The organism is Betaproteobacteria bacterium (genome assembly GCA_016720925.1).
Lineage (GTDB): Bacteria > Pseudomonadota > Gammaproteobacteria > Burkholderiales > Usitatibacteraceae > UKL13-2.
On sequence record JADKJR010000036.1, the window covers coordinates 80572 to 106547 of the forward strand.

Here is a 25976-nt window from a genome sequence, read left to right on the forward strand (position 1 = left end):
ATTGTTCTACCTGAAACCCTAGCACTGGCGCGGCCCTCATGCGTAAAAAGCCATGGAAGCCTCGCCAGTGCTAGGGTTTGACATTTGGATTTGGCGGGCACGCAAGATGCCGCAATCACAGTTGCAAGGGGCGTATCAGTAGCTTTTCTTTGCTCGCCATCGCCATCGTCATGGCGGCGCGATGCCTTGTGGCAGGCTGCGGCAAGGGACGTTAAGGAAGCGCCGATTTATTCCCCGCGAGGGAAAAGATCGGCGCTTCCCTAAGTGATGGGAACAATCTGCGGAAGCACCACGCCCGCCGCTCCGCGTAGTGAAATTTGTGCGACGTTGGTCAACGGCGTTGACTCACGATTCACTTCAATTACCATGGCGCCCGACTGGCGCGCGACGAATGGCAATGACGCAGCCGGCTCAACCAGGGCGGACGTGCCGACCGAGAGAAAAACATCGCAGGTGCGCGCGGCTTTCATCGCGATTTCCAATGCATCGTCCGGCAGCGGCTCGCCAAACCACACCACATCGGGCCTGAGCATCGACCCGCATTGCGGACAACGCGGCGGCACGTCACCTGCCTCAGCCCATGACTCCGCCGGATGGTGATGGTCAAAGCACTTCACGCGGCGAATATTGCCGTGCAGTTCAATTACATTACGGCTGCCGGCCGCCTGATGAAGGCCGTCGACATTCTGCGTGATCAGGGTGAAGTTTGCATCGCGCGCGATGCACTTGCGCTCGAGCTCGGCCAATGCCGTGTGGCCGGAGTTTGGCACGGCTTCCGTTACCTTTCCGCGCCGCCACGTGTACCAGTCCCAGACCAGTTTCGGGTTGGCAACGAACGCTTCGGGGGTGGCCAACTCTTCGGGCTTGAAGCGCTCCCACAGGCCGGTGAGCGCATCGCGGAAAGTCGGAATACCGGATTCAGCGGAAATACCGGCGCCGGTGAGGACAGCAATCGATCGTGCGCGGGAAAGTGCTTCGCGGGCGAGTGTGATGAGATCGGAAGGCATAAATGCAATCATGCCATGGGAGGCGCCTACGTGGCACGCCAACGACTTTATCGATTCTCGCGCAGCGTTTAGACGCTGCCCGCGCAATCCTCAGGCGGCGGAAGCGACGGTGTAGAAATGTGCGGCGAGCATGACGCCTACCCAGATGGTCGGCGTGTAGCCGAACGGTTTGCTGTATTTCCAGATTGGCAATGCAGCAATCAGGATTACGATCAACACCACGGTAATAATGGTGGATGTCATGGTTCTGCTCCTTTGGCGTCAACGACAACGAATCATTTGCGGATTCGGCTTGTCGCTTGTTGCCAGCGAGAAGGCTTCTCGACTAGGGGCAGACACGTCACTTCCACTATAGGCGCATGCGGAAGGAAGCGTATTAATACTTGCGCCCGGTGTTGACGAGAAAACGGGCGCAATAGTTACCGGCATCACACTTCAAGCGCGGAACGCCCGGCATGATTGACGATTTGCCTGTCGGCGCAGATACTGGACTGGCTGGGTGAGGCTAAATTGGTTGTATGGTGAGCGGCGCATTTCATCGATACTTCCTGCGCCGACGTGAATGTTGAATCTGCCGCAATGCACCCCGCACACCGCGTCGCGTCCCACCATCAATGGAGCCGCTTGATGAAAAAGTTCGCCATCCTGTTTTTGTCACTGCTGACGGGTGCGTGCACATCGCTGCCAACCGTCGAGGGGTCCGATCACCTGTTCCGCGATGCACTGTTTGCGGTGCCATCCGAGCGCGTCGGCGCGGCGGAGGTTTTTGCCATCAGTGACGCCATGAAGCATTATCTTCATGTCGAAATCGCCGAGCAGCTGCGTGTCAAGGGCGCGCAGCAAGGGTTGATCGATGCGCTGTACAGCAAGAGCCAGCTGAAGGTTGAATACGATTCGACGCAGACACGCAATGCGGCCCAGACCTTTGATGAACGCGCGGGAAATTGCCTGTCACTGGTCATCATGACCTCGGCGCTGGCCAAGGAACTGGGTCTGCCGGTGCGTTATCAGAGCGTGTTTGTCGATGAAAGCTGGAGCCGTGCGGGCGGGTTGCACTTTTCGGCTGGCCACGTGAATCTCACCGTCGGCAAGCGATCCCATGAAGTCAAACGACGCGTTGATGACAACATCATGCTCACCATCGATTTCAATCCGCCGCAGGAGAACCGCAGCCACCATACCTGGGCCATTACCGAGGCGACCGTGCTGGCGATGTACATGAATAATCGCAGCGCGGAAGCGCTCGCCCGTGGCCAGCTGGACAACGCCTACTGGTGGGCGCGCGAGGCGATCCGGCAAGATCCCACTTTTTCAACGGGTTACAACACGCTGGCCGTGGTCTACCGCCGTCACGGCAATCTTGCCGAGGCCGAAGGCGCATTGCGGCGCGCGCTCGAGCGTGAACCGCTAAATATCCAGGCGATGTCCAATCTGGCCATGGTGCTGAATGATCTCGGTCGCACAACGGAATCAAAGGCCCTGACCGCCAAGCTGGAGCAGCGGCAGCCATTCCCGCCTTTCCACTTCTTCAATCTTGGCCAAGCTGCCATGCAGGCGGGCGACTACAAGACGGCGAGGGACATGTTTGCCAAGGAAGTGGACCGCGACGCCTATAACCACGAATTCCATTTCTGGCTCGCGTCCGCGCACTATCGGCTGGGTGATTTCAATCAGTCGCGCAAGCATCTCGCCATTGCAATGGACTATAGTCCCACTCGCAAGGACCACGATTTGTACACCGCAAAGCTGGATCGTCTCCGCGCCTACCAGTAGTCATTTACCTGCATTGACCCGTTCCATCATTCGCCGGAGAAAGATCGATCCATGTCCCGCCGCACGCTGACGCTCGACGATAAGCTCTACCAATACCTGCTCGACCATTCGGTGCGTGAACACCCTGCGCAGGCGGCGTTGCGTGAAGTCACGCGCACGCATCCGCATGCATCGATGCAGATTTCGCCGGAACAGGGGCAGTTCATGGCGCTGCTGATCAAGCTGCTGGGCGTCCGTCGCGCGATCGAGGTCGGGGTCTTCACCGGATACAGTGCGCTGACCGTTGCGCTGGCCCTGCCTGACGATGGCACGCTGCTGGCCTGCGATATCAGCGACGAATACACGCGTATCGGCAAGCCGTTCTGGGAGCAGGCGCATGTCGCACAGAAGATTAATTTGCAACTGGGGCCGGCGGTGGCGACACTCGATGCGCGCATCAAGGCGGGCGAATCAGGCCAATATGATTTCGCGTTCATCGACGCCGACAAGAGCAGCTACGATGCCTACTACGAACGCTGCCTCACGTTGCTGCGAGCCGGGGGATTGATCGCCATCGATAATACGCTGTGGAGCGGGAAGGTCGCCATTCCGTCCGCACCCGAAGACGCCGATACCGCCGCGTTACAGGCGCTCAATATCAAATTGCACGGCGATGACCGGGTCGATCTGTCGCTGCTGCCAATCGGCGACGGGCTGACGCTGGCGCGCAAGCGCTGATAACATTCACTTCTTGGCGCTCGCTCGTGTTTGCCAGCGAGCGCCTGCGATCATGTCTGCCTGTCCCGCCGTGAGTGCGGGCAATCATCAAAAGAACCAACAACGGAGATCCGATGCATTTATCACGCATATTGCTGCTTGCGGCACTAATTTGTTCAGCGGCGTGGGCGGCAGAGCCAGTTAACGAAGCTGATGCCGCGAAGAAGAAATGGGATGTCAATAGTCCTCCCGGCGAGGCGGCGACCGTGTCGCTCGATACGCGCAGCGGCACGTGGATGAGTGTTGACGTGAGCCCGGACGGCAGGCAGATCGTGTTCGACATGCTGGGTGACCTGTACCTGCTGCCAATTGAAGGCGGCGAAGCCAAGGCGCTCACACACAGCATTGCGTGGGAAATGCAGGCGCGTTTCTCGCCCGACGGCAAGCGCCTCACTTATATGTCGGACGCAGCCGGTGGCGACAACATCTGGGTCATGAATGTTGACGGTACCGACGCGCGCGAAGTATCCAAGGAAACCATCCGCCTGCTGAACAATCCGGTATGGCATCCGAATGGCCAGTACATCGCCGCGCGTAAGCATTTCGCCGGGACCCGTTCGTTGGGTTCGGGCGAGATCTGGCTCTATCACGTCGGTGGCGGTGAAGGCGTGCAACTCAACGAGAAGCCCAATTGGCAGAAAGATCTGGGCGAGCCGGCATTCTCACCGGATGGCCGCTATGTCTACTATTCGCAGGACACGACGTCGGGCATCCGCTTCGAGTACAACAAGGATTCCAACGGCCAGATCTACCAGATTTTTCGCCGCGATCTGCAGGAGGGGAAAACCAAGGCCTTCGTCAGCGGCCCGGGTGGCGCCGTGCGGCCCACGCCTTCGCCGGATGGAAAGTATCTCGCGTTCGTCCGGCGCGTACGTAACCAGAGCACGCTGTTCCTCAAGGACCTGAAGACCGGCGAGGAATTTCCCGCCTGGGGCGAACTGGAACGCGATATGCAGGAAACGTGGGCGATCCATGGCGTCTACCCGTCATTCGCGTGGCTGCCGGACAGCCGGCAGATTGTGGTCTGGGCCAAGGGAAAAATCTGGCGCGTCGATCCGTTTGCCAAGTCCGCAAAAGAAATTCCCTTCCATGTCAAAGACACCCGCGATGTCCGCAAGGCATTGCGATTTGAGAGCGCGGTGGCACCGGATCAGTTCGATGTGCACCAGTTGCGCGGCGTGAATGTCTCCCCGCAGGGTGACAAGGTCATTTATTCCGCGCTCGGATATCTCTACATCCGTGATTTGCCTGAAGGCAAACCGCAGCGGGTAACGCGGCAGGAAGATCATTTCGAATTTTCCCCGGCGTTTTCCCGTGACGGCCGCAGCATCGTTTTCACCACCTGGAATGATGAGAAGCTCGGCTCGGTGCGTACAGTCGAATTGAAGACCGGTCGGGAAACCATCCTTACCTCGAGCCCGGGAAAATATCTGGAACCCGTCCTCTCGCCTGATGGACGGCAAGCCGTTTACCTGCGCGCAACCGGTGGCTTTCTGACGAGCCCATGGAATGGCATCGATGCGGGAATCTTTGTGGTGAGTACCGATGGCAAAGGTACGCCACGACTGCTCGCCGAAGAAGGCCGCGCACCACAGTTCGGCAAGGACAACGAACATGTCTACATCACGCGCCTCGTCAAGAAAGAGAAAGACGAGGAGGAGTGGGCGACGCATCTCATTCGCCTGAAGCTCGACAAGTCTGAACAGCAAGCCATCGTCAAAGGGGAATTTGTCAGCGATTTCGCCTTGTCGCCGAACGGGGAATGGCTGGCCTTTCGCGAACGCTTTCACACCTATGTCATGCCGCTGCCGCTGGTCGGCAGCACGATCACGATTAATATCAATCCGAAGAAGGAAGCGTTGCCTTTCAAGCAGCTTGACGTCAACGCCGGCGACTATCTGCATTGGTCCGGTGACAGCCGCGCGCTGAATTTTTCGCTGGGCGATGAATTGTTCACCCGCGAGTTGAAGGATGCATTTGTCTTCGTGCCGGGTGCGCCCAAAGATTTGCCAAAACCGGCCGAGGCGGGCCGCAAAATCGGCTTCAGCGAAAAGGCGGACAAGCCCGCCGGTGTGACGGTGATTTCGGGTGCACGCATCGTCACCATGAAAGGCGATGAGGTGATCGAGAACGGCCGCATTGTGGTGACAGACAACCGCATCACCGCGATCGGCAAGGCAACCGAAGTTGCCGTACCCGCAGGCGCGACGCAAATCGATGTGCGCGGCAAGACCATCATTCCCGGCCTGATCGATGTGCACTGGCATGGCCGCATGGGTGACAACGGCGTGATTCCGCAGCAAAGCTGGGTGAATTACGCGTCGCTTGCGTTCGGCGTGACGACGATTCACGATCCTTCAAACGATACCGCCACCATTTTCACGGTGAGCGAAATGCAGCGCGCTGGCAAGATTGTCGCACCGCGCGTGTATTCGACCGGCACCATCCTCTACGGAGCAAAAGCCAACGTAACCGCCGTGATCAACAGCCTCGATGATGCGCTTACCCATTTGAAGCGCATGAAAGCGGCGGGGGCGACGACGGTGAAAAGCTACAACCAGCCGCGCCGCGACCAGCGTCAGCAGGTGCTGGAAGCCGCGCGCCAGACACGCATGATGGTGGTGCCGGAAGGGGGTTCGCTGTTTCAGCACAACATGACCATGGTGATCGACGGCCACACCGGTGTCGAACATGCGCTTCCGGTTGCCAGTGTCTATGACGACGTGAAGCAATTATGGCCACAGACGCAGGTCGGTTACACGCCCACACTCGGTGTCGGCTATGGCGGGCTCGACGGCGAACACTACTGGTATGCGCGTACCGACGTCTGGAAGCATCCGCTGCTGTCGAAATACGTGCCTCGCACCGTGCTTGAGCCGCGCAGCATTCGCCGCGAAACCGCACCCGAAGAAGATTTCAACGTGTTCAAGATCGCGAGTACCGCGACCGCGCTGCAGCGTGCCGGCGTCGCGGTCAACCTCGGCGCGCACGGCCAGCGGGAAGGCCTCGCCGCGCATTGGGAGATGTGGACACTCGGTCGCGGCGGCATGACGCCACTGGAGATCATTCGTGTGGCCACATTGAATGGAGCGAAGTATCTGGGCTTGGACAAGGATATCGGTTCGCTTGAGCCGGGCAAGTTGGCCGATCTGGCGATCATCGATGGCGATGTGCTTGCCGACATTCGAAATTCCGACCGTGTTACCCAGGTCATGCTGAATGGACGCATTTACGACACGGCGACCATGAACGAAGTGGGTGCGGTATCGAAGGCGCGCAAGCCGTTCTTCTTCGAGGGCGCACGGGGAACGAACGCAGCAGTGGGAATTGAGAGCTTGGGCGATAGTGATGCACAGGGGCACGGGCTTTGTGCAGGGCATTGATGAATTTGCGGCGAAGGCTTGCCACAATTTGTGAAACTCTAGCGCTGGCGGGCGTTTCAGGGCAAAAATGCCTCAAACGCCGCGCCAGTCTTTGTGTTTGAGTATCTCTTTGGTGGAACGGCAAATAGTTGCCGTTCCCGCGTCGCATAGCGGGACTTCGCTTGTCCGCTTGCGGCGTTGAATGTGACTGTAGTAATGAAGTCAGTCGAACGCATGACGATGAAAGTGTTGAAGGTCTGATTCGATAAACCTGACAGGTTACTCAGGCTCGAAAGCGCGCTTACAATTGACAGGTTCGTTTCGAACACAACCGGTACTTCGGCAACTTGATCTTCCAATGAAACTCGGCACGATGCAGCCATGACCAGACTTTTCCTATGCCGTCTTTAGCGGCACCAATGGACCGGCCAAATCGGACGTTACGTCCCGGAGACGCAATTCGGACCAATCCTCAAGACGGATACTGGGGCTTGGCCGTCGTACTCGACTTGTTCGTATCCGGACCGACAAATCGGGAGCGGGTCCATATTGCGATCACGCCCGTGGTTCGTCGGCAGGAGTTTGCGCTTGACGATCTTGATGATTGCGAGCTTCAAACCCTGCAGTTCGAGCAACACTATTCCCCTTCCAGAGATGTAACTCTGGTAAAGACGGTTCCGTGCGTATACAAGTATCCCAATATTGAAGCGTCAGGAATTGAGATAATTGGGTCCGTCGAACCCGGCTGCATCTACTCGGGCCCGCTGAGCGAACATGTCGACACATCCATTGCCGGCGCATTCCCTTCGGCTCCCAAGATCGACCGCTACCTAGGAAACGAAGCAGTTATTGCGTGGAGGCGCTTGCATGATGCGGACGCATGGAACGCTATCGTGGCCGAGAGCAAGGCTAAGTACTTTGCGCATGAAGAGAAGCGATTGCGCGATGCGAGAGAGAAGGCGCGAATGCGAAGGCAACAACGAAAGCGCACGCGTGTAAACACTTAGCCTGTGTCGGGTGTCGTCCAACCCGTCGCTCAACACGAACGTCCGTATGCAGGATTTCGCCCGCGCAACGGGCCGCCGGTTAGCTTACTTTGTTAAACGTTCGCTTTGTACAAGTCTGACTGTCCGATGTGGGGTGATGGAAGTTCGCGCCTCCAGAAGGGGGTCGCCCACCAGTGAGACCGTGGCCGACTTGATGAATTGGTAAGGTGAATCCCCAACAGCCTTTGCGGATTCGCCCATTCACAAATTGCCCATGAACCGCGCTTGGCACTTCCGACAGACTCTATTGCTACCGCTAAATGTCAGCACTGTCCCGTATAAAACCGCCGCGGACATACCGCCTCATAGCGATCATTGCCGCCGATTTCCACCTGCTCGCCAACGGTGACGCGATTGCCGCGTTCATCCAGCCGCACATTCATCGTTGCCTTGCGTCCACAGCGGCAGATGGTCTTCATTTCCTCCAAATCATCGGCCAGTGTCAGCAAGGCGCGTGAGCCTGGAAAGGGTTTGCCCAGAAAATCACTGCGAAGGCCGTAGCAGATCACCGGCGTGCCGCGCGTATGGGCGAGTTCGTGCAGTTGCACCACTTGCGCCTCGGTCATGAATTGCGCCTCGTCGATCAGGATGCACGATGGCAGCGCGCGCACTTTATACAACTCGGTGAAATTTGTACCGGCGGAAAATACTTCCGACGCGCGCTCCACACCCAGGCGAGAAACAATGCGGCCCTCGCCATAGCGATCATCAATGGCGGCGGTGAACAGATTGACTGTTTGTCCGCGCTCTTCGTAGTTGTAAGCCACCTGCTGCAACGAGGTCGATTTACCGGCGTTCATGGCGGCAAAGCGAAAATAGAGTTTGGCCAATGCGTGCTCCTGATGAGAATTGGCTCACAGTATAACTTTGGATGGTCACTGGCCAGTCGCGGATGTGTGTGATGGTAAGTGACGCCACGCCGAAAGCTTTGATTGCGCCGATGTATTGTGCGATGCTCGTTCATTCAATTCAGTTGAGACCACGGAGAAATTCATGCGAACAAAAAATGCCACCAATTGGTTGGCCGGTGCGGCCATGGCAATGATCACCTTGATCGCGCAGGGCCAGGCTCAGGACGTGGCCAAGGCCGCGCCAATGCCACAATCACCCGCGGCGACAACGGCGAGCGTCACTCCACCACAATTGAAGCCCGGCGAAGCGATCGCGCCCGCGTTGCCTTTGTTCATCGTGCATTTCATCACCGGGCCGGGCTGGGACAAAGACAAGGCTGCTGATGAACAGAATGGATTCAAGGAACACTCACAGAACCTGTCGCGGATGCGCGCGGCGGGAATGCTGGTACTGGGGGCGCGTTATCAGGACAGTGTCGCCGACAAGGGCATGTTGATCGTGCGTGCCGACAATGCCGAGGCGGTGAGTTCGCAATTCGTTGCGGACCCGATGGTGAAAAACAAATTGTTTGTTCTGGATATCGCCGCGTTCATGCCGTTCTTTGAGGGATTTGTTGGGCGGCCGACACGGACCATTGCGGCGGATTCACCATTGAATGCACTGACCTGGCTGGCAGGATGCTGGTTCGGCCGCAGCGGAAAAAATGAATTCCGCGAGCACTGGATGCGTCCGGCAGGTGGTTTGATGCTTGGGATGGGACGCACCATCTCCGGCGGCAAGGCAGTGTCCTACGAGGCGATGCGGATCGAGCTGGATAGTGCAGGTGCGCCGGTGTTTGTCGCCAAGCCGTCAGGACAACCCGAGGCCAGCTTCAAGCGTTTGAAATTCGATGCGACCAGCATCGTGTTTGAGAACGCTGAACACGATTTTCCACAGGTCATCAAGTACCAGCTACAGCCGGATGGCGCGCTGCACGCTCAAATTGAAGGCAAGCTCAAGGGCAGGGATGCGCGTATCGAATTTCCTATGCGCCGAGGGAGTTGCGAGTAGATGTGCATGGGCAAGAAAACAAGCCCGGCAGGCAACAATTACATCGTTACATCGTGCGCACGACGCCCACCACCAAACCCTCGATATCGAGCTCTTTCTTGTCGAGATCCACCACGATCGGCAGGAAATCCGGATTCTCTGCAATCAGGTAAGCCTGCCGGCCTTTCAGCTTGAGGCGTTTCACGGTGGCATCGCCCTCGATACGCGCGACCACGATCTGACCGGTGCGCGCCTGCGTGGTTTTGTGGATGGCGAGCCAATCACCGTCCATGATGCCGACATCCTTCATGCTCATGCCGGATACCTTCAGCAGGTAGTCCGCCTTGGGCTTGAACATGAGCGGGCTCACCGGATAGCGGCCAACCACATTTTCCTGCGCAAGAATCGGAGAGCCGGCGGCAACCTTGCCGATCAGCGGCATGCCGCCTTCTTCATCGTTGACCGCTTCCGAACCCATCGCGCCGCCTTCGCGGATGCGGATGCCGCGCGATGAACCGGCAAGCATTTCGATGGCGCCTTTGCGCTCGAGCGCACGCAAATGCTCTTCTGCCGCGTTGGGCGATCGAAAGCCCATGGCGGCGCACATTTCTGCGCGGGTGGGGGGCATACCATTCTCGGCGATCCAGGCTTTGAGAAAGGCGAGTATTTCCTGCTGGCGGGCGGTGAGTTCGTTCATACCTGTCTTTTTATACAGTTTTTGACGGGATTGCAAGTGTTTTCTGGAAAAGGCTTTCCCGGGAAATGCGTGGTTGCGCTCACACCCGTCTAGAGAATCGCTGTTCGCAGTGCTATTCTGACCCGCTAACATTCTGCATCCCTCATTTCGGAATCTTGTTATGAACTACCGCCTTCCCTTGCGCCTTCTTGCCTGCCTGTTTGCCGCCGCACTGGCATCACCTGTCGTATCTTCCGCTGAACTAACTGCCGGGCCAATGGCCGGTGCGTCGTACATGCGTGGCGCAAAATTGTGGGTACAGGCGAGCGGGCCAGCCAAGGCTGTAATCGAATACTGGGACACGAAGGAGCCGAAGAAAGTCATGCGCACCATAGCGATTGCGCTGCGGCAGGATGAGGACTACATCGGACATTTCAATATTGATGCGCTGGAGCCGGGCCGGAGGTATGGCTACCGCGTCAGATTTGACGGCAAGGAACAAAAAGTCGGGCAATCGCTCACGTTTCAGACCCAGACACTTTGGCAATGGCGCACCGACGCCCCCGACTGGAAGCTCGCCTTCGGCACCTGTGCCTACACCAACGAAGTCGCATACGACCGGCCCGGCCGCCCGTATGGCGGCGCAGCGGAAGCCATGCAGATTTACGACAGCATCGCCATGCAAAAGCCGGATGTGATGCTATGGGGTGGCGATTACCTTTACCACCGCGAAGTCGATCAGGACAGCGAAACGGGTCTGCGCTACCGCTGGAAGCACGATCGCAGCATCCCGCAAGTGCAGAATCTGTTGCGCACCGGCCATCACTTCGCGATTTGGGACGATCACGAATACGGGCCCAATGATTCAAATTCCAGTTACCCGCTTAAGGGCGAATCGCTGAAGCTCTTCAAGCGGCATTTTGCCAACCCCAGCTATGGCTTGCCGGAAACGCCGGGCGTGTTCGGTAACTTCATTTTCAACGATGCGGAGATTTTTCTGACGGACAATCGTTACTATCGCGATAGTGACAAGTTGATTGCCGATGACAAATCGATGCTCGGCGCCGCGCAATTGCGCTGGCTGAAGAACGCGTTGCTTTCCTCGGTGTCGCCGGTGAAAATCATCGTCGTCGGCAACCAGGTGACCAACGCCGTCAATCCCTGGGAAGGCTGGGACAAGTTTCCAAAGGAACGCGCCGACTTCCTCAAATTTCTCATCGACCAGAAAATCAACGGCGTGATATTTTTTTCAGGCGATCGGCATTTCACGGAACTGCTGAAGACCGAGCGCGCGGGAACCTATCCCTTGTATGAGTTGACCTGCTCGCCATTGACCTCGGGCACGCCGTCCGGCCTCGATTCCGAAAAGGCCAATCCGCAAGTTGTGGCGGATACGTTTGTCGCGGAGCGCAATTTCTGCACGGTGGATTTTTCAGGCACGCGCAAGGAGCGCAAGCTGATGATTCGCAGCTTCTCCACCGAGGGGCGGCAAATCTGGGAGAAGGAGATTGCGTTGTCGGCATTGCAGTCGCCGAAGTAGCGCAAATTTCAGTGCCGCAAATTAGGCGGGGTGGGCAGCTCTTGACCTGAGCTTGTCGAAGGGCCCACCGTACGCACCCTGCGCGGTCTACAGCCGCCAAAGTTGCCGGCCACTCGCGCGGATCGCGCCCGCATCCAGCACTGATTTCACGTCGATTACCGCCCCTTGCAGCTTGACCTTCTCCAGCAGGGTGGCCAGCGGCTTGTCCAGATATTCCTTGTGCGACACCGCCAGTATTACTGCATCAGCCGCGGGCATCCGATCCCACTCGGTTAAGGCGATACCGTACTCGTGCTGTGCTTCCGCCGGCGACGCGTAGGGGTCATGCACCTTCACAGTCAGTCCGTATTCCTTCAACTCTTTCACGATGTCGACGACTTTTGTATTGCGCACATCGGGACAGTTTTCCTTGAAGGTCAGCCCCAGTACGTTGACGGTGCCGCCCTGCAATTTTCCACCGGCGCGAATCATGGTCTTGACCGTATTCTCGGCGACGTATTTGCCCATGCTGTCATTGATGCGCCGCCCGGAAAGAATCACTTCCGCATGGTGGCCGAATTTTTCGGCCTGATAAGTGAGGTAGTAGGGGTCGACGCCAATGCAATGTCCACCGACGAGGCCGGGACGGAATTTCAGGAAGTTCCACTTGGTCCCGGCCGCAGCCAGCACTTCGGCGGTATCCAGTCCCATGCGATTGAAAATGATCGCGAGTTCATTCATGAACGCGATATTGATATCGCGCTGGGAGTTCTCGATAACCTTAGCGGCTTCAGCAACCTGGATGCTCGATGCGCGATGTACGCCAGCCTTGACGACTGCCGCATAGGCGTTTGCGAGCCGCTCCAGCGTTTCGGGCGTGTCACCGGACACAACCTTGACGATACTGACCAGCGTATGTTCCTTGTCGCCGGGGTTTATGCGCTCCGGGGAATAGCCGACAAAGAAATCGCGCTTCCATTTTTTACCGGACGCGCGTTCCAGTTCCGGAATGCACACTTCTTCGGTAGCACCCGGATAGACGGTGGACTCGTAAACCACGATAACGCCGGCCTTGAGGTGCGGGCCGATGGCCTTACTCGCGCTGAGCAAAGGCGCGAAATCCGGCAGGCGCGCTTCATCCACCGGCGTCGGCACGGCGATGATGATGATGTCAGCCTTTGCCAGCGCCGCAACGTCGGTCGTGCAGGTAAGCCTGGTCGCCGCGCGCAAGTCTTCCGTGGATACTTCGCCAGTCGGATCAACATGCCCGCAATAGGCATCAACTTTTGCCTGGGATAAATCAAACCCATACGTTTCAAATTGTTTGCCGAATTCAACGGCGAGCGGCAGGCCCACATAGCCAAGACCGACAACGCCAATAATTTGTTGCTTCATGTGATGCTCCCATTTTTTTGTTTTTGCGACATGCCGTTCATTCATTGTGCGAACGAAGGTATGAATGCACTTACGCGTATTTAACAGGCTATATGACACGCGCTTGCGAGCAGTTGACGATCATCAAACCTTATAGTAATTCCGATACCATTTTACGAATCGCGCGATGCCGTCTTCGACCTGTGTGGCCGGTCGAAATCCGACGTCGCGTTCCAGGCGCGACACATCCGCCTGCGTTGCGGGCACATCTCCTGGCTGCATCGGCAACATGTCCATGATCGCTTTCTTGCCGAGACATTCTTCCAGTGCGTTGATGTATCGCATCAACTTTACCGGTGTGTTGTTGCCGATGTTGTAAATGCGGTAGGGCGCATAGCTGGTGCCTGGGTCGGGCTGGTCGCTGTTCCATGCCGGGTCCGGCGCGGCGGGTTGGTCGATGACCCGCACTACACCCTCGATGATGTCATCGACGTAAGTGAAATCGCGCACCATGTTGCCGTGATTGAACACCCGGATCGGCTCACCAGCGAGGATCGCCTTGGTGAACATGAACAGCGCCATGTCCGGTCGTCCCCACGGACCATATACCGTGAAAAAACGCAGTCCGGTGCACGGCAATTTGTAAAGATCCGCGTAGCAGTGCGCCATCATCTCGTTGGCTTTCTTGGTCGCCGCATAGAGTGAAATGGGATGATCGACCGGATCGGCTTCCGAAAATGGCAGTTTGGTATTGGCGCCATACACCGAGCTCGACGAGGCGTACACGAGGTGCTTCACCGCGTTGTGGCGTGAGCCTTCCAGAATGTTGGTGAACCCGACCAGATTGGCTTCAACATATGCGTGCGGATTTTCCATCGAGTAGCGTACGCCCGCCTGTGCCGCGAGATTCATGACGGTGTCGAATTTTTCTGCGGCGAATAGCGCTTTGGTGCCATCGCCATCGGCGATGTCCAATTTGACGAATCGGAAGCGCGGATAGGCCGCCAGGCGGACCAGGCGATTCTCTTTTAGTCTTGACATCGTAATAGTTGTTCAGGTTGTCGATGCCGACGACTTCATCGCCGCGCTCGAGCATGCGGATAGCCAGCGTGTGGCCGATGAAACCGGCGACGCCGGTGATCAGGATTTTCATGGTTTGGGCAGACAGGTTTTGACGCGAGTTTTAGGGCGGCTCTTTGACGCGGGCCATTAGCGGAAATGGATCCTTGATTCGACTATTTTAGCCAGTCCTGCGAGGTGCACGGCAATCCTTTCATTAGTACGGCAGCGGCACATCCGATTTCGCCGCCGTCAGCACCCGGCGGAAATCTTCCTTTATACGCTGCAACGCGATATCGGTTTCTGCCTCGAAGCGCAGCACGATCACCGGCGTGGTGTTGGACGCACGCGCCAGGCCGAAGCCGAACGGATACTCGACACGGAAGCCGTCAAGCGTGATTACTTCGGTGGCGCCCTCAAACTTGGCGTCTTTCTGCAATTGGGCAACCAGTGTGTGCGGCTCGCCTTCCTTGAGATGCCAATGGAGTTCTGGCGTCGAAATGGAGTTGGGCAGGGCTTTCAGTTGTGCATTGGCATCGACGTCTTTGCTGACGATTTCCAGCAATCGCGCGCCGCAATACAGCGCGTCGTCGAAGCCGTACCACCGTTCCTTGAAAAAGATATGGCCGCTCATTTCGCCGGCAATCGGCGCGCCGGTCTCCTTCATCTTCAGTTTGATCAGCGAATGCCCGGTCTTGTACAGCGTGGGCCGGCCACCGTGGTCGCGCACCCACTTGAACAGATTACGTGACGATTTCACGTCAAAAATAACTTCGCCACCCGGCACGCGCGACAACACATCGGCGGCGAACAGCATCAACTGCCGATCGGGGTAGATGATCTCGCCGTCTTTCGTGACAACGCCCAGGCGATCCCCGTCACCGTCAAACGCCAGCCCCAATTCGGCATCGGTTTCCTTTAGCGCGCGGATGACGTCCTGCAGATTCTTGGGTTCGGCCGGATCGGGATGATGATTGGGAAAGGTGCCATCGACGTCGCAGAATAATTCGATCACGTCGCAGCCCATTGCACGGAAGAGGCGTGGCGCATAGGCACCGGGGGCCCCATTGCCGCAATCGACCACAATCTTCATCGGGCGGGTGAGCTTTGCGTCACCGACGATGCGGGCGATATAGGCCTCCGTCAGGTCGCGCTTTTCGTAGGTGCCTACACGCGCCGGGGGAGCGATTTCGAAATCGTCCGTGTCGATGGCGCGCTTCAGCGCCTGTATCGCGTCCAGCGCCAGTGTTTCGCCCTGGATCACCATCTTGATGCCGTTGTAGTCGGGGGGGTTGTGCGAGCCAGTAATCATCACCCCCGAGCCGGTATTGAAATGGACCGCGCCGAAATAGACCATCGGTGTCGCCACCATGCCGATATCGATGACGTGGATGCCGGTCGATTGAATGCCTTGGGCGAGCGCTTCGGCGAACAGGGGACCGGATAGCCGGCCATCGTAGCCGATCGTGATATGCGTGCCGCCACGGCGTTTTGCCTCTGTGCCCAGCGCTTTGCCAACCAGTTTGACGGTTTCGCCGGTCAGCGATTTACCGACGATGCCACGAATATCGTAAGCCTTGAAGATTTCGGATGCGACTTTGCTCATGATGGTTCTCTAGGTTTGAGTGTCAAAAAAATGAAAAACACGCCGGGTCATCCAACTGTTGCCGGGGAATGGTTCCGCCAGAAAGCCCACATGGCCGCCATGTTCCGGAAATTCCAGCGTCACGTGCGCGGATACTTCATTTGCCGTGGGCAGGGCGGACGCCGGCAGGAACGGGTCGTTACGGGCATTCAATACCAATGTCGATACCTTAACATCGATCAGGCCCGGCTTGGCCGACCCGCGTGTCCAGTAATCGTCGGTGTCCCGGTAGCCGTGCAGCGGCGCGGTGACCTCGTTGTCGAACTCGCGCAAGGTGCGCGCGCGCCGCATGACCTCCTCGCGGAAGATGCCGGGGTGGCGCCTGAGTTTGGCCAGCGAACTCGTCTTCATGGTCGCGAGAAAGCGGCGTGTGTAGAGCCGGCAAAAGCCGCGTTCAAGCGCCGCGCCCGAGGCCATTAAATCCAGCGGCGCGGAAATCCCCACGGCAGCAGTCGCGATTCGGGTCGCTTCGCTTCCTTGTTCGCCCAGCCATTTCAACGTCGCGTTGCCGCCCAGAGATATGGCAGCGACATAAAGCGGCCGATCGGGTGCTTCGGCTTTTGCGCGGCGCAGGATCCAGTCGATCTCGGTCGAGTCGCCCGAATGATACGCGCGCGGCAGAAGGTTCATTTCGCCGCCGCAGCCGCGGAAATGTGGCACCAGTCCGCGCCAGCCACGCCGCGCCACTTCATTCATCAGGTTGAGCGAGTAGATGCTTTGCGATGAGCCTTCGAGCCCGTGAAAGACCACTACCATCGGCTTGTCCAGCGGTCCCGTGACGCGATCGACATCGATAAAATCGCCGTCCGGCTTGCCGTTCGGCGTAGTGTCCCAGCGTTCGCGGCGGTAATGTGGTTTGTCCGGTCGGTCAAAGACGAACGGATAGACCGTCTGCCAATGTGCGCCAAACACACCGCGGCCCAGCCACCATGGCGCGCGATACCGCGGAGCCGCCGCCGCATTGGCGTCGATGCCCGCCCCTGTCGTTACCATCGGGCCTTCCAATCGACACGCAGGCGGCCATCCGGCGTCGGCTGCCCGATGGACTTCAGTTGGGCAAGCAAATCCTCAGGCAGCGCAGGCGATGGCGTGATGTGTCCCGCGTAGGCAATCTGGCCCGGAGATGTCGTCTGAATCGATCCGCCACCGTCAAGTTTCAACGCGCCACTCGATTGCTCGACAACATAGTCGATAGCCGTGCCTCGTGCGGCGAGTTTCAGTTGGTAGTTTCCCAATGCCTGCGGGGAAAACCGCGCGAGGCCGAAGCTGTCCGCATTGATTTGCACATCACCGTTTACGCGAAGGACATCACCGTAGGCCACATCCATTCGCATCGCGCCAGGTGTGCTGACACGCATCGTTCCCGAGGGCGCGAATAGTGCCAGGACGGGTATCGCCAGTTGAAGGGCCCCTGCGTCCATGGTGACGGCCACATTGCTGAACTCAACCGACTGCCAACCTGCACCGACTTCAATTGACCCGGCGAAGGTGGGCGATGTCGGCACGACTTTCCATGCCATTCGCAGCCGCGTCAACGCCCGCAGGTCGAATTTCCAGGTAAGCGGCACGGTCAGCGCGTCAGATGCCTGGCCTGCCTGCAGCACACCAAAGCCGTCCCAGATCGATCCGGCCACCGAGACATGCCATGGCGGCGGAAGCGCCCGATTGATGCGGTCCTCGAACAGGTACGCCGGCAGGAATTCGATCACGCCAACTACAAAGGCGATGGCCACCAGGATTCCGATGCGGCGCCCGGTGAGCCACGTCATTTGGCGCTCCCGGCAGCCGGTGACCCGCTGGGCCGCGTCTGGTCAGCCATGAGCATGTCGACGGAGACTTCCCGCCTGCCATCCGGCAAAGCCTGCAATGTAAGTGAAATGATCTGGAGTTGATGCCGCGACTGCACGTCGCCCAGCCGATCCCACCACGTTGCATAGACAATTCTTGGAATCACAACCCGGAACGCGCGGCTGGGATCAAGGTTCACGCGGGCGCCGTCACCAAACGCGGACTGCAAAGTGTCGATATTGGCAATGGTTGGCGGCGCGGGCGCGATGAGGCTGGTACTCGTCAGCTGGCGAATTTCTTCAGCCTGGGTTTTCATCAGCGCAAGTTGAGCGCTGAGTTGCGGAAGCCTGGCGGTCAGGCGGTCGCGTTCGCGCACGGCAGGTAGCCAGACGTAGGCGAACAGAATGGCCACAATCAGAAGCAACGCGCCGATGCCGATGACACGCTGATGACGCTGTTCAGCCGATGCCAGCGTTGCAATGCGGGCGCAAGCGATTGCGCGAGCCGAATCCGTATCAACGACGGCAAGTTCATGTGCCTGCTCGCAATATGACGCGCACTGCAAGCCTCGTTGATTTCGCATCGGTGGCAGTGCCGCTCTTGTTGCCCACGGGATTGCCAAACGAAGCGCCGTGCAAGCGATCCACGGCGCGTTGCAGGTGAGCACGCTGATCCGCCGTGGCCAACACCAAGTCAAGCGTGGCGGTGCCATCGCGGACGGCCAGTGTACTAACCGATACCGGCTCGCCGGGAAGCGTTTGCAAGAGCGACACCAGTCTTGCTATCAGATTTTGCGCGTCAGCATCCGCCGGTAAACCGCGCTCGCGCTTCAGTTGCTGCAGGTTGCGCTGCAACTGCAATGGCGGATCGACGATCGCCTGCGCTGCGGGAAACGCGGCCTTGAACACTTGCGTCATCTCGCGCTCAAGCGCCAGCCGCTCGCCATTGAGCCGCCAGTTGTCGATGAGAATCAGAAGGACATGTACGCTAACCATCAGCGCCAGCACGATCAGCGCAGGTCTTAGCAGACCAATCCATTTGCCGACCGCTTCGCGCGGGGCGAATTCGCCGGTGAGCAGGTTGGCGGATTTACTGGCAATGAGCAGCGTCTGCAGATTGTCTATGGATGACGGGCCGAGTCTGACTGGCAGGTCCAGCGCGCGTTCCCACTGATGTGCGAGGGCGGCATCGGGCGCGGCAACAACCGCTCGGGACGGCATTGACTGCAGCACCAGCGCACTGGGGGCGCGCCGCTGATCACGCGCTTCTTTCAATGCCAGCGTCAATCCAAATGGTGGCTCGCGACCGGCGCCAACATCGAGGTTGTATACAAAACCATCCGCCCGTTTGGCGAAGCCGCGCCGTTCATCAAGCACGACGGCCCATTCCCCTGCATCGACCGGTATGCGTGAGGCGATCGAAATCAGGCAGTCCGGCGACAATCCGGCCTGCTTAAGCCACGCCAGGACACCCACGAGCCACGTGCGGTCAATGGCGGCAACCACATGCTGCTGCGTGACGGACTTGCCCAGCACGACGGCATGCACGGTCGAGGGATCAATGGTGAGTTTGTCTTCAATGGCATAGCGGAGGAGGGCGTCGCGTTTCGCCGGCGCGACTGGTGGAAGCGTGGTTTCGATGAACAACAATCGGCCCACGGGTGCCAGCGCCACGACGCGCTCTGCGCGCGGCAGTGATGCGAGCGGTCCCTCGCCCGCACGCAGGATCGCGTTCGCGTTGTCCAGCAGCGTCCACTCGGCTGACGCGGCGGGATCAAAGCGGGGCAGGTCGGGGATGCTGAGGAGGAGGGTCAGTGCCAATGGAAGCGTGTTGCCTAGTCGGTTTTGACCCAAATTATACTGGGCCATTTGGGGACACCGCTGCCGTCGCCGGGGGCGCGTTGCAGAAGCGCCGACTGGCGCATCTGCGCGCCGGCGTTGTCGATAGCGATCGTCACCAGGAAGAACTGGCTCGTAACGTCCACGTCAATGGTTGCGGCCGGAACACTTTTCAAGAATTCAGATTCCGCGATGGCAGCCTTGTTTGCCAGGGGCTTTGTTAACCGCAGTTTTGCCAACGCCGTGAGCCGGTCAATTGCCAGCGTCGGAAATATTGCGGCCAGCACTTCCTGCGGCGCGGTATTGAGGTTGATCGGGGTGCGGAACGGAAGCGCCGTGACGAACGGCATCAATCGCGCCAGGATTGCCGTATCAAAGCCGCGCACGCGGCGCAGTTCTTCCACCTGCACCAGGTTCTGATTGGCAGCGCGATACGGATTGGCAAGTGCCATGTAAGTCGCACTTTCCGCGCCACTCGCGCCGCTCGGCTCGTCGTCGGCATCGATCCAGTCGACGACGGCATCGGCCAGATCAGGGCTCAGTTTGAGTTCTGTGAGCAGGCGGCGGAATACCTCCATATCGGCCTCGCTCTTTGCGCCGTTCTTCACCAGATTATTCAGATTGAACAGCCCGCCGTCGTCGCGCACCGCGCCGGCGGCCATCGCGCCATCGATGGGAATGGCGTTGAGTCCCTGTGCCCAGGGCTGCGATAGATCGACGCGTTGCGTGGTTTTCTGAAGTTGAAATAACGCCGCGCGTGCCCAGTCCAGCGTCGGCGCCGCGTACAGCGCCGCTTGCGCGCGTTCGCCGGCGCGCGCAGTGCGGGTAAGCGCCTGGCTTTGCTGGGACAGCAGGAATGCAGCAATGCTGGCCGCGAGCATCACTACCAGCAGGGCGGTGATGATGGCGACGCCGCGCTGGTGTTTGCGCGTCATGTGTTGCCGCGCAGTGCGAACACGCGGACGAACTGCTCGCCGCCCGCCAGCGTGATGGTGAGTTCAAGTGCGGCCGGGTAGGCACCCGGTGCACTCGCGGCGCCGGATGCCGGACTGCCACCGACCGGCGTGGATCGCCACACGTTTTGCCAGGTGCCGGCACGATCCATGGCTCGCCATTTGGCCTCGCGGACCTGGCCCAATGCGGGATATGCCTGCGGTGCCGTGCGCGGGGCAGCGTCGAGGCTCGGCCATAGCACCAGTTCCAGCGTACCTTCCTTCAATCGATAGCCGACGCGCTGTGGCGTGGCGGCGATACCGGTACTGCCGGCAAACCCGCTTCGGGTAAAGACCAGCGTGGCATCGTCCGCGCCGGGAAGCAGGGCAGTGAGACGCAGGGCATCATCGAGCAAGTTGTCGGCATTGCGCGGCCGCCGGTCGAGCAGCGTAGTGAAGTCGTCATCGAGCCGCGCAAATAGCAGCGCGACATCGCGAAGCCGTGCCGTCTCGGTGTTCAGGTGTTGCCGGGTCTGAAATACCGAATCGAGCGTGCGATACGACATCACCGCCATGATCGCGAAAATAGCGAGCGCGACCAACAACTCCACGAGTGTGAAGCCGGATTGTTTTGGTGCAAAGCGGACTTTCACGGCCCGCTCCCCGGCGGCCGCACGAGATAGGCGTTCAGCGTCACCAGCGATTGTGACTGAGCCGGACGCAGTACCTTGAGTGAAACCTTGCGGAATGCCGCGTTCGGCGTCTCCGATGTCACCTGCTGCCATTCGAACTCGATTCCCGACATGCTGCTGCGTCCGCTGACGGTACCGGCCGAAGGGAAGGTATTCATCGCCGTCAGTTCAGCGACGCGATTTTGCGCGATCCAGGTGGCCAATGTGCGCAGGCGCGTTTCCTGCGCGCTGTCGGTCGCAACATTTGCGGCGCGCGCGGCGGCCGCCAGCGCGATGGCGAGGATAGTCAGCGCAACCAGCACCTCAATAAGCGTGAATCCGCGCCGGTGGTTTGTGCCAATACGCATCACGACGGATCTTTGCCGAGACGCAAATTGCCGATGGCATCGCCGGCGATCTTGCGGTTACCGGCTGGGCCACTCAGGGCAAGCTCAAATGGCGCGGCAACACCAATGGGCAAAAACGTAATGATGTTGTCTTTCGCATCAGCAGATGCCGAACCGACACGCAACCGCGCGCTGAATGTGTCCGATAGCGTGTGGGGCCTGAGGCCTTCGATGGCCGACGCATTCCAGCGCGACGGATCGGCAAAGTCTCGTTCCAGGAATTGAATTTCGTTGCCGGTGATTGTCACCGCAATGACACGCCCGCCGAACGCGGCTTCATCGCGCGCGATTTGCAGGACCGCGAGCAGTTTTTCGCTTTCTTGCTGGAGTTTTTCTTCGGCGGTCTGGAACAGATTCGCGGTGGCAAGAACGGTGGTGATGCCGAGAATGACGATCACCACCAGGATTTCGATCAGGGTGAAGCCACTTGATAAACCCAAGCACTGGCGCGGTGTTTCAGGCATTTTTGCCCGGAACGGCGCGCCAGTGCTAGACTTTACGAGTTGCGCATGCACCTTTTCTCAAAGCCCCCACGATCCGATATCGGCATTGGACCCTTCGCCGCCCGGTTGCCCATCCGCGCCAAGACTGAAGATATCAATCTCGCCTTTGATACCGGGGTTCAGATACTGATAAGGCCGTCCCCACGGGTCGTTGGGCAGGCGCTCCAAGTAGCCGCCTTGTTTCCAGTTCAGTGGCATGGGATTGGTCGCCGGCTTGACGGTCAGTGATTCCAGTCCCTGATCGGTCGAGGGATAGAAACTGTTGTCGAGCCGATAGAGTTTCAGTTGCTGCATGATCACGGCGATGTCCGCCTTGGCGGCGGTCACACGCGCCTGATCGGGGCGATCGAGGATTTTCGGAATCACCACCGCCGCAAGGATGCCGAGGATGACGACGACGATCATGATTTCGATGAGCGTGAATGCTTGTTGCGTCTTGAGAGTTTTCATATTTTTCCTGGAGACGACAAATCATCGTCCCACGAGTTGATTCAATTCAAATATCGGCAGCAATACCGCCAACACAATGGTTAGTACGACGCCGCCCATCATCAGCATCATGGCCGGCTCGATGATGGCGGCAATGGCGGTGGTTCGTAATTCCACATCGCGTTGCTGTTGGTAGGCCGCCGTCGCCAGTGTTTGCGGCAATCGCCCGCTCGCCTCACCCGAGGCAATCAGGTGCACCATTACCGGCGGAAACTGACGGCTTTGCGCGAGCGACTGGGAGAGTCCCGCGCCTTCGCGAACGGCATTGGCGGCACGCTCGAGCGCATCGCGCATCGGCAGGTTCGCTACCACGCCGGCGCCAGCGGCAAGCGCGGTCAACACCGGCACGCCGCTGCCGACCAGAATCGACAACGTGGCAGCGAGCTGCGAGGATTCCTGCGCGCGAATCAGCCGGCCGATCACCGGCAGCGTCAGCAGCCACGCATGCCACTTGCGGCGAACCGCCTCGCGCTTCAGTGCCGCACGCGCACCGAAAAAACCAGCGACGCCCAGCACAATCCAGACGATGCCGGTGGCCTGCAGGAATTTCGAAAGGCCAAGCATCGCGCGCGTGATCCACGGCAGTGTCTGCTTGGTCGATTCAAACACGCCCACCACCTGCGGCACCACGTAAATCATCAACCCCGCCACCACCAGTATGCACACCAGCATGACGATGGCCGGATAGATCATGGCCACGAGGAATTTCTGTTTCATCGCCTGCTGGTTTTCCACATGGTCGGCGAGACGGGACAGCACGTCGGGCAATTTGCCGGAGGCTTCGCCGGCCGTGATCAATGTGCGGTACAGGTCTGAAAAAGGTTTCCGGATACGCGGACAATGCTGAGCCGAGCGCATGGCCCTCCAGCACCGCGCCGCGCAGGCGCGCCAGCAACTGCCGTTCGGGCTCTGACTCCGCCTGCTCAATGAGGGCATTGAATGTCTGCTCGATGGTGAGGCCCGCGCCGAGCAGCGTGGAAAGCTGCCGGGTGATGCGCGCGAGATCGCTGGTGCCCAGGTGGATGCGACCAGATTTGCGGCCAACGCTCGCATCATTGGCGGCTTCAATTAGCGAGACGTCGAGCGGGAACAGGCCACGCTCTCGCAGCACCGCGCGCGCAAGGCGCGGGCTGTCGGACTCGAGCACACCGCGTTGTTCGCGGCCATCGATGTCGTAGGCGGTGTATTGGTAGCCGGGCATGTTGCGAGGTCAGTCCCGGGTAACGCGCAAGACCTCTTCCAGCGACGTCACGCCCGAATTCACCCACCGCTGGCCATCTTCGCGCAAGGCGACCATGCCATTTTTCATTGCCATGGCCGCAATCGCGCTTTCCGCGGCGCCGTCATGAATCAATGTGCGCAGGGGTTCATCGACTGTCAGCAATTCGTAAATGCCGGTGCGCCCCTTGAATTCATCGTGCTTGCCGGGCGCCAGCTTACGCACCAGTCGCTGCGCGAGCACGCCCGACAGCGTCGATGCCAGCAGGTAGGGCTCAATGCCCATATCCACCAGCCGCGTCACCGCACCCGCCGCCGAATTGGTGTGCAGCGTCGCCAGCACCAGGTGTCCGGTGAGGGAGGCCTGCACCGCAATCTGCGCGGTCTCCAGATCGCGAATTTCGCCGATCATGATGACATCCGGGTCCTGCCGCAGGATCGCCCGCAACGCGCGCGCGAAGGTCATTTCGATCTTCGGATTGACCTGCGTCTGGCCGACGCCGTCGAGATCGTATTCGATCGGGTCTTCCACCGTCATGATGTTGCGGGTGGTGGCGTCCAGCCGGAAAGCGCCGCGTACAGCGTCGTGGTCTTGCCCGAGCCGGTGGGGCCGGTGACGAGGATGATGCCGTGCGGCTGCTGGATCAACTGGTCCAGTTGCGCGAGCGTGCCCGGCGCCATGCCGAGGCCGTTCAGTGACAGGCGTCCTGCCTGCTTGTCGAGCAATCGTAGCACCACCCGTTCGCCGTGGCCGGTTGGCAGCGTGGACACACGCACATCGACCGGATGCCCGGCGATGCGCAACATGATGCGGCCGTCCTGCGGCAGGCGCTTTTCCGCGATGTCGAGTTGCGCCATCACTTTCACGCGCGACACCATCGCCGCGTGCAGCGAACGCTTCGGCTCGACCACATCACGCAACGTGCCATCGACACGGAAGCGAACCAATGAACGCCGCTCAAAAATTTCCAGGTGAATATCCGATGCACTTTCGCGTACCGCTTGCGTCAGCAGCGCATTGATAAGCCGGATGATCGGCGCATCGTTTTCGGTTTCCAGCAGATCGGTGATTTCCGGCAACGACTCCGTGAGTTGCGCAAGGTCAGCCGCGCTTTCGATATTGCTGGCGATTTCCTGGACCGCTGCATCACCATCGCCATTGTCTGCACGCTCGCCACCGATGCCCGCACCATAGGCATGCGCCAGGCGCGCACCAAATTCATCCTTGGACAGCAATACGGGACGCAGGCTTTTGCCCGTCATTCGCCGCACTTCCGACAGCGTCGATGAGGCCGGATCGGGCGCCAGCCAAACTTCGATTTCTTCGCCGATTTGCCTGGCGGTGATGACGCCCTTGGCTTTCGCGAAGTGATAGGGCAGCAGACGTACCGTCACCGGGTCGGCTACGGCAATCGCCTCGCGCTGTCTGGCGTCGGAAGAACCCACGGCTACTTTCCCGCCTTGCCGGCAGAGCGGCGGGCGCCGCCCACACCGGTGCGGTCCACGCCGGTGGAAGGATCGACTCTCCTTCTTCGCCGATGCCCTGTTCATTGCGGATGAAATCGTAGCGCTCGCCGGTAACTGGTTGGCGGCCTTGCCATCGCGCAACACGTAGGGGCGCAGGAACATCATCAGGTTGGTTTTATCGCGATTGCGCGTCTGGTATTTGAACAGATTGCCGATGACGGGAATATCCCCCAGCAGCGGCACCTTGCTGTCGTTATTCTTGGTGTCATCCTGAATCAGGCCACCGATCACCACGATCTGGCCGTCGTCCACCAGCACGGTGCTGTCAATCGAGCGTTTGTTGGTGATGAGGTCGGCGGATTTCACCGTCGCCGCGGTCGGCACCACGCTGGAGACCTCCTGGTAGATCTTGAGTTTCACGGCGCCACCCTCGGCGACCTGCGGGGTCACCCGGAGCGTGACGCCAATATCCTTGCGCTCGATGGTCTGGAACGGATTGGTCGAGGCATTGGAAGTCTGCGTAAAACTGCCGGTAACGAACGGCACGTTCTGACCGACGACGATT

The 25976-nt window shown here is 59.2% G+C and carries 22 protein-coding genes and 4 pseudogenes; 6 read left to right on the forward strand and 20 right to left on the reverse strand.

Annotation, left to right across the window (positions count from 1 at the left end):
• Positions 1 to 260 precede the first annotated feature (260 nt).
• Positions 261 to 1019, reverse strand: coding sequence for an NAD-dependent deacylase (locus IPP88_23170; GenBank protein MBL0125438.1), 759 nt, complete (start codon positions 1017 to 1019; stop codon positions 261 to 263).
• A gap of 78 nt (positions 1020 to 1097) precedes the next feature.
• Entirely contained in the window at positions 1098 to 1250 is a 153-nt protein-coding gene (locus IPP88_23175) for a DUF3309 domain-containing protein (protein MBL0125439.1), read from the reverse strand.
• Positions 1251 to 1634: 384 nt separating this feature from the next.
• Between IPP88_23175 and IPP88_23180 the strand changes: the two genes are divergently transcribed.
• From IPP88_23180 to IPP88_23190, 3 genes are all read left to right on the forward strand, one after another.
• Complete coding sequence (locus IPP88_23180) at positions 1635 to 2780, forward strand: tetratricopeptide repeat protein (protein ID MBL0125440.1); 1146 nt, start codon at positions 1635 to 1637, stop codon at positions 2778 to 2780.
• 51 nt (positions 2781 to 2831) lie between these two features.
• The gene (locus IPP88_23185) at positions 2832 to 3497 is read left to right on the forward strand and encodes a class I SAM-dependent methyltransferase (protein ID MBL0125441.1); all 666 of its coding nucleotides are present in this window, start codon (positions 2832 to 2834) and stop codon (positions 3495 to 3497) included.
• Positions 3498 to 3610: 113 nt separating this feature from the next.
• The gene (locus IPP88_23190) at positions 3611 to 6919 is read left to right on the forward strand and encodes a PD40 domain-containing protein (protein MBL0125442.1); all 3309 of its coding nucleotides are present in this window, start codon (positions 3611 to 3613) and stop codon (positions 6917 to 6919) included.
• 56 nt (positions 6920 to 6975) lie between these two features.
• Here IPP88_23190 and IPP88_23195 read toward each other — a convergent pair whose 3' ends face one another.
• Positions 6976 to 7281: a hypothetical protein gene (locus IPP88_23195; GenBank protein ID MBL0125443.1), complete on the reverse strand. Its 306-nt coding sequence runs from the start codon at positions 7279 to 7281 to the stop codon at positions 6976 to 6978.
• A gap of 108 nt (positions 7282 to 7389) precedes the next feature.
• Between IPP88_23195 and IPP88_23200 the strand changes: the two genes are divergently transcribed.
• Entirely contained in the window at positions 7390 to 7905 is a 516-nt protein-coding gene (locus tag IPP88_23200; protein ID MBL0125444.1) for a hypothetical protein, read from the forward strand.
• A 302-nt stretch (positions 7906 to 8207) separates the two neighbouring features.
• On the opposite strand, the gene IPP88_23205 is transcribed toward IPP88_23200, so the two are convergent.
• Positions 8208 to 8774, reverse strand: a complete 567-nt coding sequence (locus IPP88_23205; protein MBL0125445.1) for a thymidine kinase — start codon at positions 8772 to 8774, stop codon at positions 8208 to 8210.
• Positions 8775 to 8937: 163 nt separating this feature from the next.
• Here IPP88_23205 and IPP88_23210 point away from each other — a divergent pair, with 163 nt between their 5' ends.
• On the forward strand, positions 8938 to 9846 hold the full coding sequence (locus IPP88_23210; protein MBL0125446.1) for a hypothetical protein: 909 nt from the start codon (positions 8938 to 8940) through the stop codon (positions 9844 to 9846).
• A 46-nt stretch (positions 9847 to 9892) separates the two neighbouring features.
• Here the strand turns inward: IPP88_23210 and lexA are convergent, their stop codons facing one another.
• The gene (gene lexA / locus IPP88_23215; GenBank protein ID MBL0125447.1) at positions 9893 to 10522 is read right to left on the reverse strand and encodes a transcriptional repressor LexA; all 630 of its coding nucleotides are present in this window, start codon (positions 10520 to 10522) and stop codon (positions 9893 to 9895) included.
• 160 nt (positions 10523 to 10682) lie between these two features.
• On the opposite strand from lexA, the gene IPP88_23220 reads away from it, so the two are divergent.
• Positions 10683 to 12041, forward strand: a complete 1359-nt coding sequence (locus tag IPP88_23220) for an alkaline phosphatase D family protein (GenBank protein MBL0125448.1) — start codon at positions 10683 to 10685, stop codon at positions 12039 to 12041.
• An 87-nt stretch (positions 12042 to 12128) separates the two neighbouring features.
• Here IPP88_23220 and IPP88_23225 read toward each other — a convergent pair whose 3' ends face one another.
• From IPP88_23225 to IPP88_23295, 15 genes and pseudogenes are all read right to left on the reverse strand, one after another.
• A complete protein-coding gene (locus tag IPP88_23225) occupies positions 12129 to 13415 on the reverse strand; it encodes a nucleotide sugar dehydrogenase (protein MBL0125449.1) in 1287 nt (428 codons plus the stop codon).
• 123 nt (positions 13416 to 13538) lie between these two features.
• Positions 13539 to 14547: pseudogene (locus tag IPP88_23230) on the reverse strand (NAD-dependent epimerase).
• A gap of 123 nt (positions 14548 to 14670) precedes the next feature.
• On the reverse strand, positions 14671 to 16059 hold the full coding sequence (locus IPP88_23235) for a phosphomannomutase/phosphoglucomutase (GenBank protein ID MBL0125450.1): 1389 nt from the start codon (positions 16057 to 16059) through the stop codon (positions 14671 to 14673).
• 9 nt (positions 16060 to 16068) lie between these two features.
• A complete protein-coding gene (locus IPP88_23240; GenBank protein ID MBL0125451.1) occupies positions 16069 to 17091 on the reverse strand; it encodes an alpha/beta fold hydrolase in 1023 nt (340 codons plus the stop codon).
• Positions 17085 to 17867, reverse strand: a complete 783-nt coding sequence (gene gspN / locus IPP88_23245) for a type II secretion system protein N (protein MBL0125452.1) — start codon at positions 17865 to 17867, stop codon at positions 17085 to 17087. The genes IPP88_23240 and gspN overlap by 7 nt, the downstream gene beginning before the upstream one ends.
• Complete coding sequence (locus tag IPP88_23250) at positions 17864 to 18469, reverse strand: type II secretion system protein M (GenBank protein ID MBL0125453.1); 606 nt, start codon at positions 18467 to 18469, stop codon at positions 17864 to 17866. The genes gspN and IPP88_23250 overlap by 4 nt, the downstream gene beginning before the upstream one ends.
• Positions 18417 to 19706 (reverse strand): hypothetical protein, encoded by a 1290-nt coding sequence (locus tag IPP88_23255; GenBank protein MBL0125454.1) that lies wholly within the window; start codon positions 19704 to 19706, stop codon positions 18417 to 18419. The genes IPP88_23250 and IPP88_23255 overlap by 53 nt, the downstream gene beginning before the upstream one ends.
• 14 nt (positions 19707 to 19720) lie before the next feature.
• Positions 19721 to 20659 carry a type II secretion system minor pseudopilin GspK gene (gspK, locus tag IPP88_23260; GenBank protein MBL0125455.1) on the reverse strand — a complete coding sequence of 313 codons (939 nt, stop codon included), beginning with the start codon at positions 20657 to 20659 and terminating at the stop codon, positions 19721 to 19723.
• Entirely contained in the window at positions 20656 to 21309 is a 654-nt protein-coding gene (gspJ, locus tag IPP88_23265; protein MBL0125456.1) for a type II secretion system minor pseudopilin GspJ, read from the reverse strand. Before gspJ ends, gspK begins: the two co-directional genes overlap by 4 nt.
• Positions 21306 to 21695 (reverse strand): type II secretion system minor pseudopilin GspI, encoded by a 390-nt coding sequence (gene gspI / locus IPP88_23270; GenBank protein MBL0125457.1) that lies wholly within the window; start codon positions 21693 to 21695, stop codon positions 21306 to 21308. Before gspI ends, gspJ begins: the two co-directional genes overlap by 4 nt.
• Positions 21695 to 22198 (reverse strand): GspH/FimT family pseudopilin, encoded by a 504-nt coding sequence (locus IPP88_23275; protein ID MBL0125458.1) that lies wholly within the window; start codon positions 22196 to 22198, stop codon positions 21695 to 21697. The genes gspI and IPP88_23275 overlap by 1 nt, the downstream gene beginning before the upstream one ends.
• A gap of 57 nt (positions 22199 to 22255) precedes the next feature.
• A complete protein-coding gene (gene gspG, locus IPP88_23280) occupies positions 22256 to 22687 on the reverse strand; it encodes a type II secretion system major pseudopilin GspG (GenBank protein ID MBL0125459.1) in 432 nt (143 codons plus the stop codon).
• A 21-nt stretch (positions 22688 to 22708) separates the two neighbouring features.
• Positions 22709 to 23927 (reverse strand): annotated as a pseudogene (gene gspF / locus IPP88_23285) (type II secretion system inner membrane protein GspF).
• A gap of 9 nt (positions 23928 to 23936) precedes the next feature.
• Positions 23937 to 25495: pseudogene (tadA, locus tag IPP88_23290) on the reverse strand (Flp pilus assembly complex ATPase component TadA).
• A gap of 51 nt (positions 25496 to 25546) precedes the next feature.
• A pseudogene (locus IPP88_23295) lies at positions 25547 to 25975 on the reverse strand (type II secretion system protein GspD).
• Position 25976 lies beyond the last annotated feature (1 nt).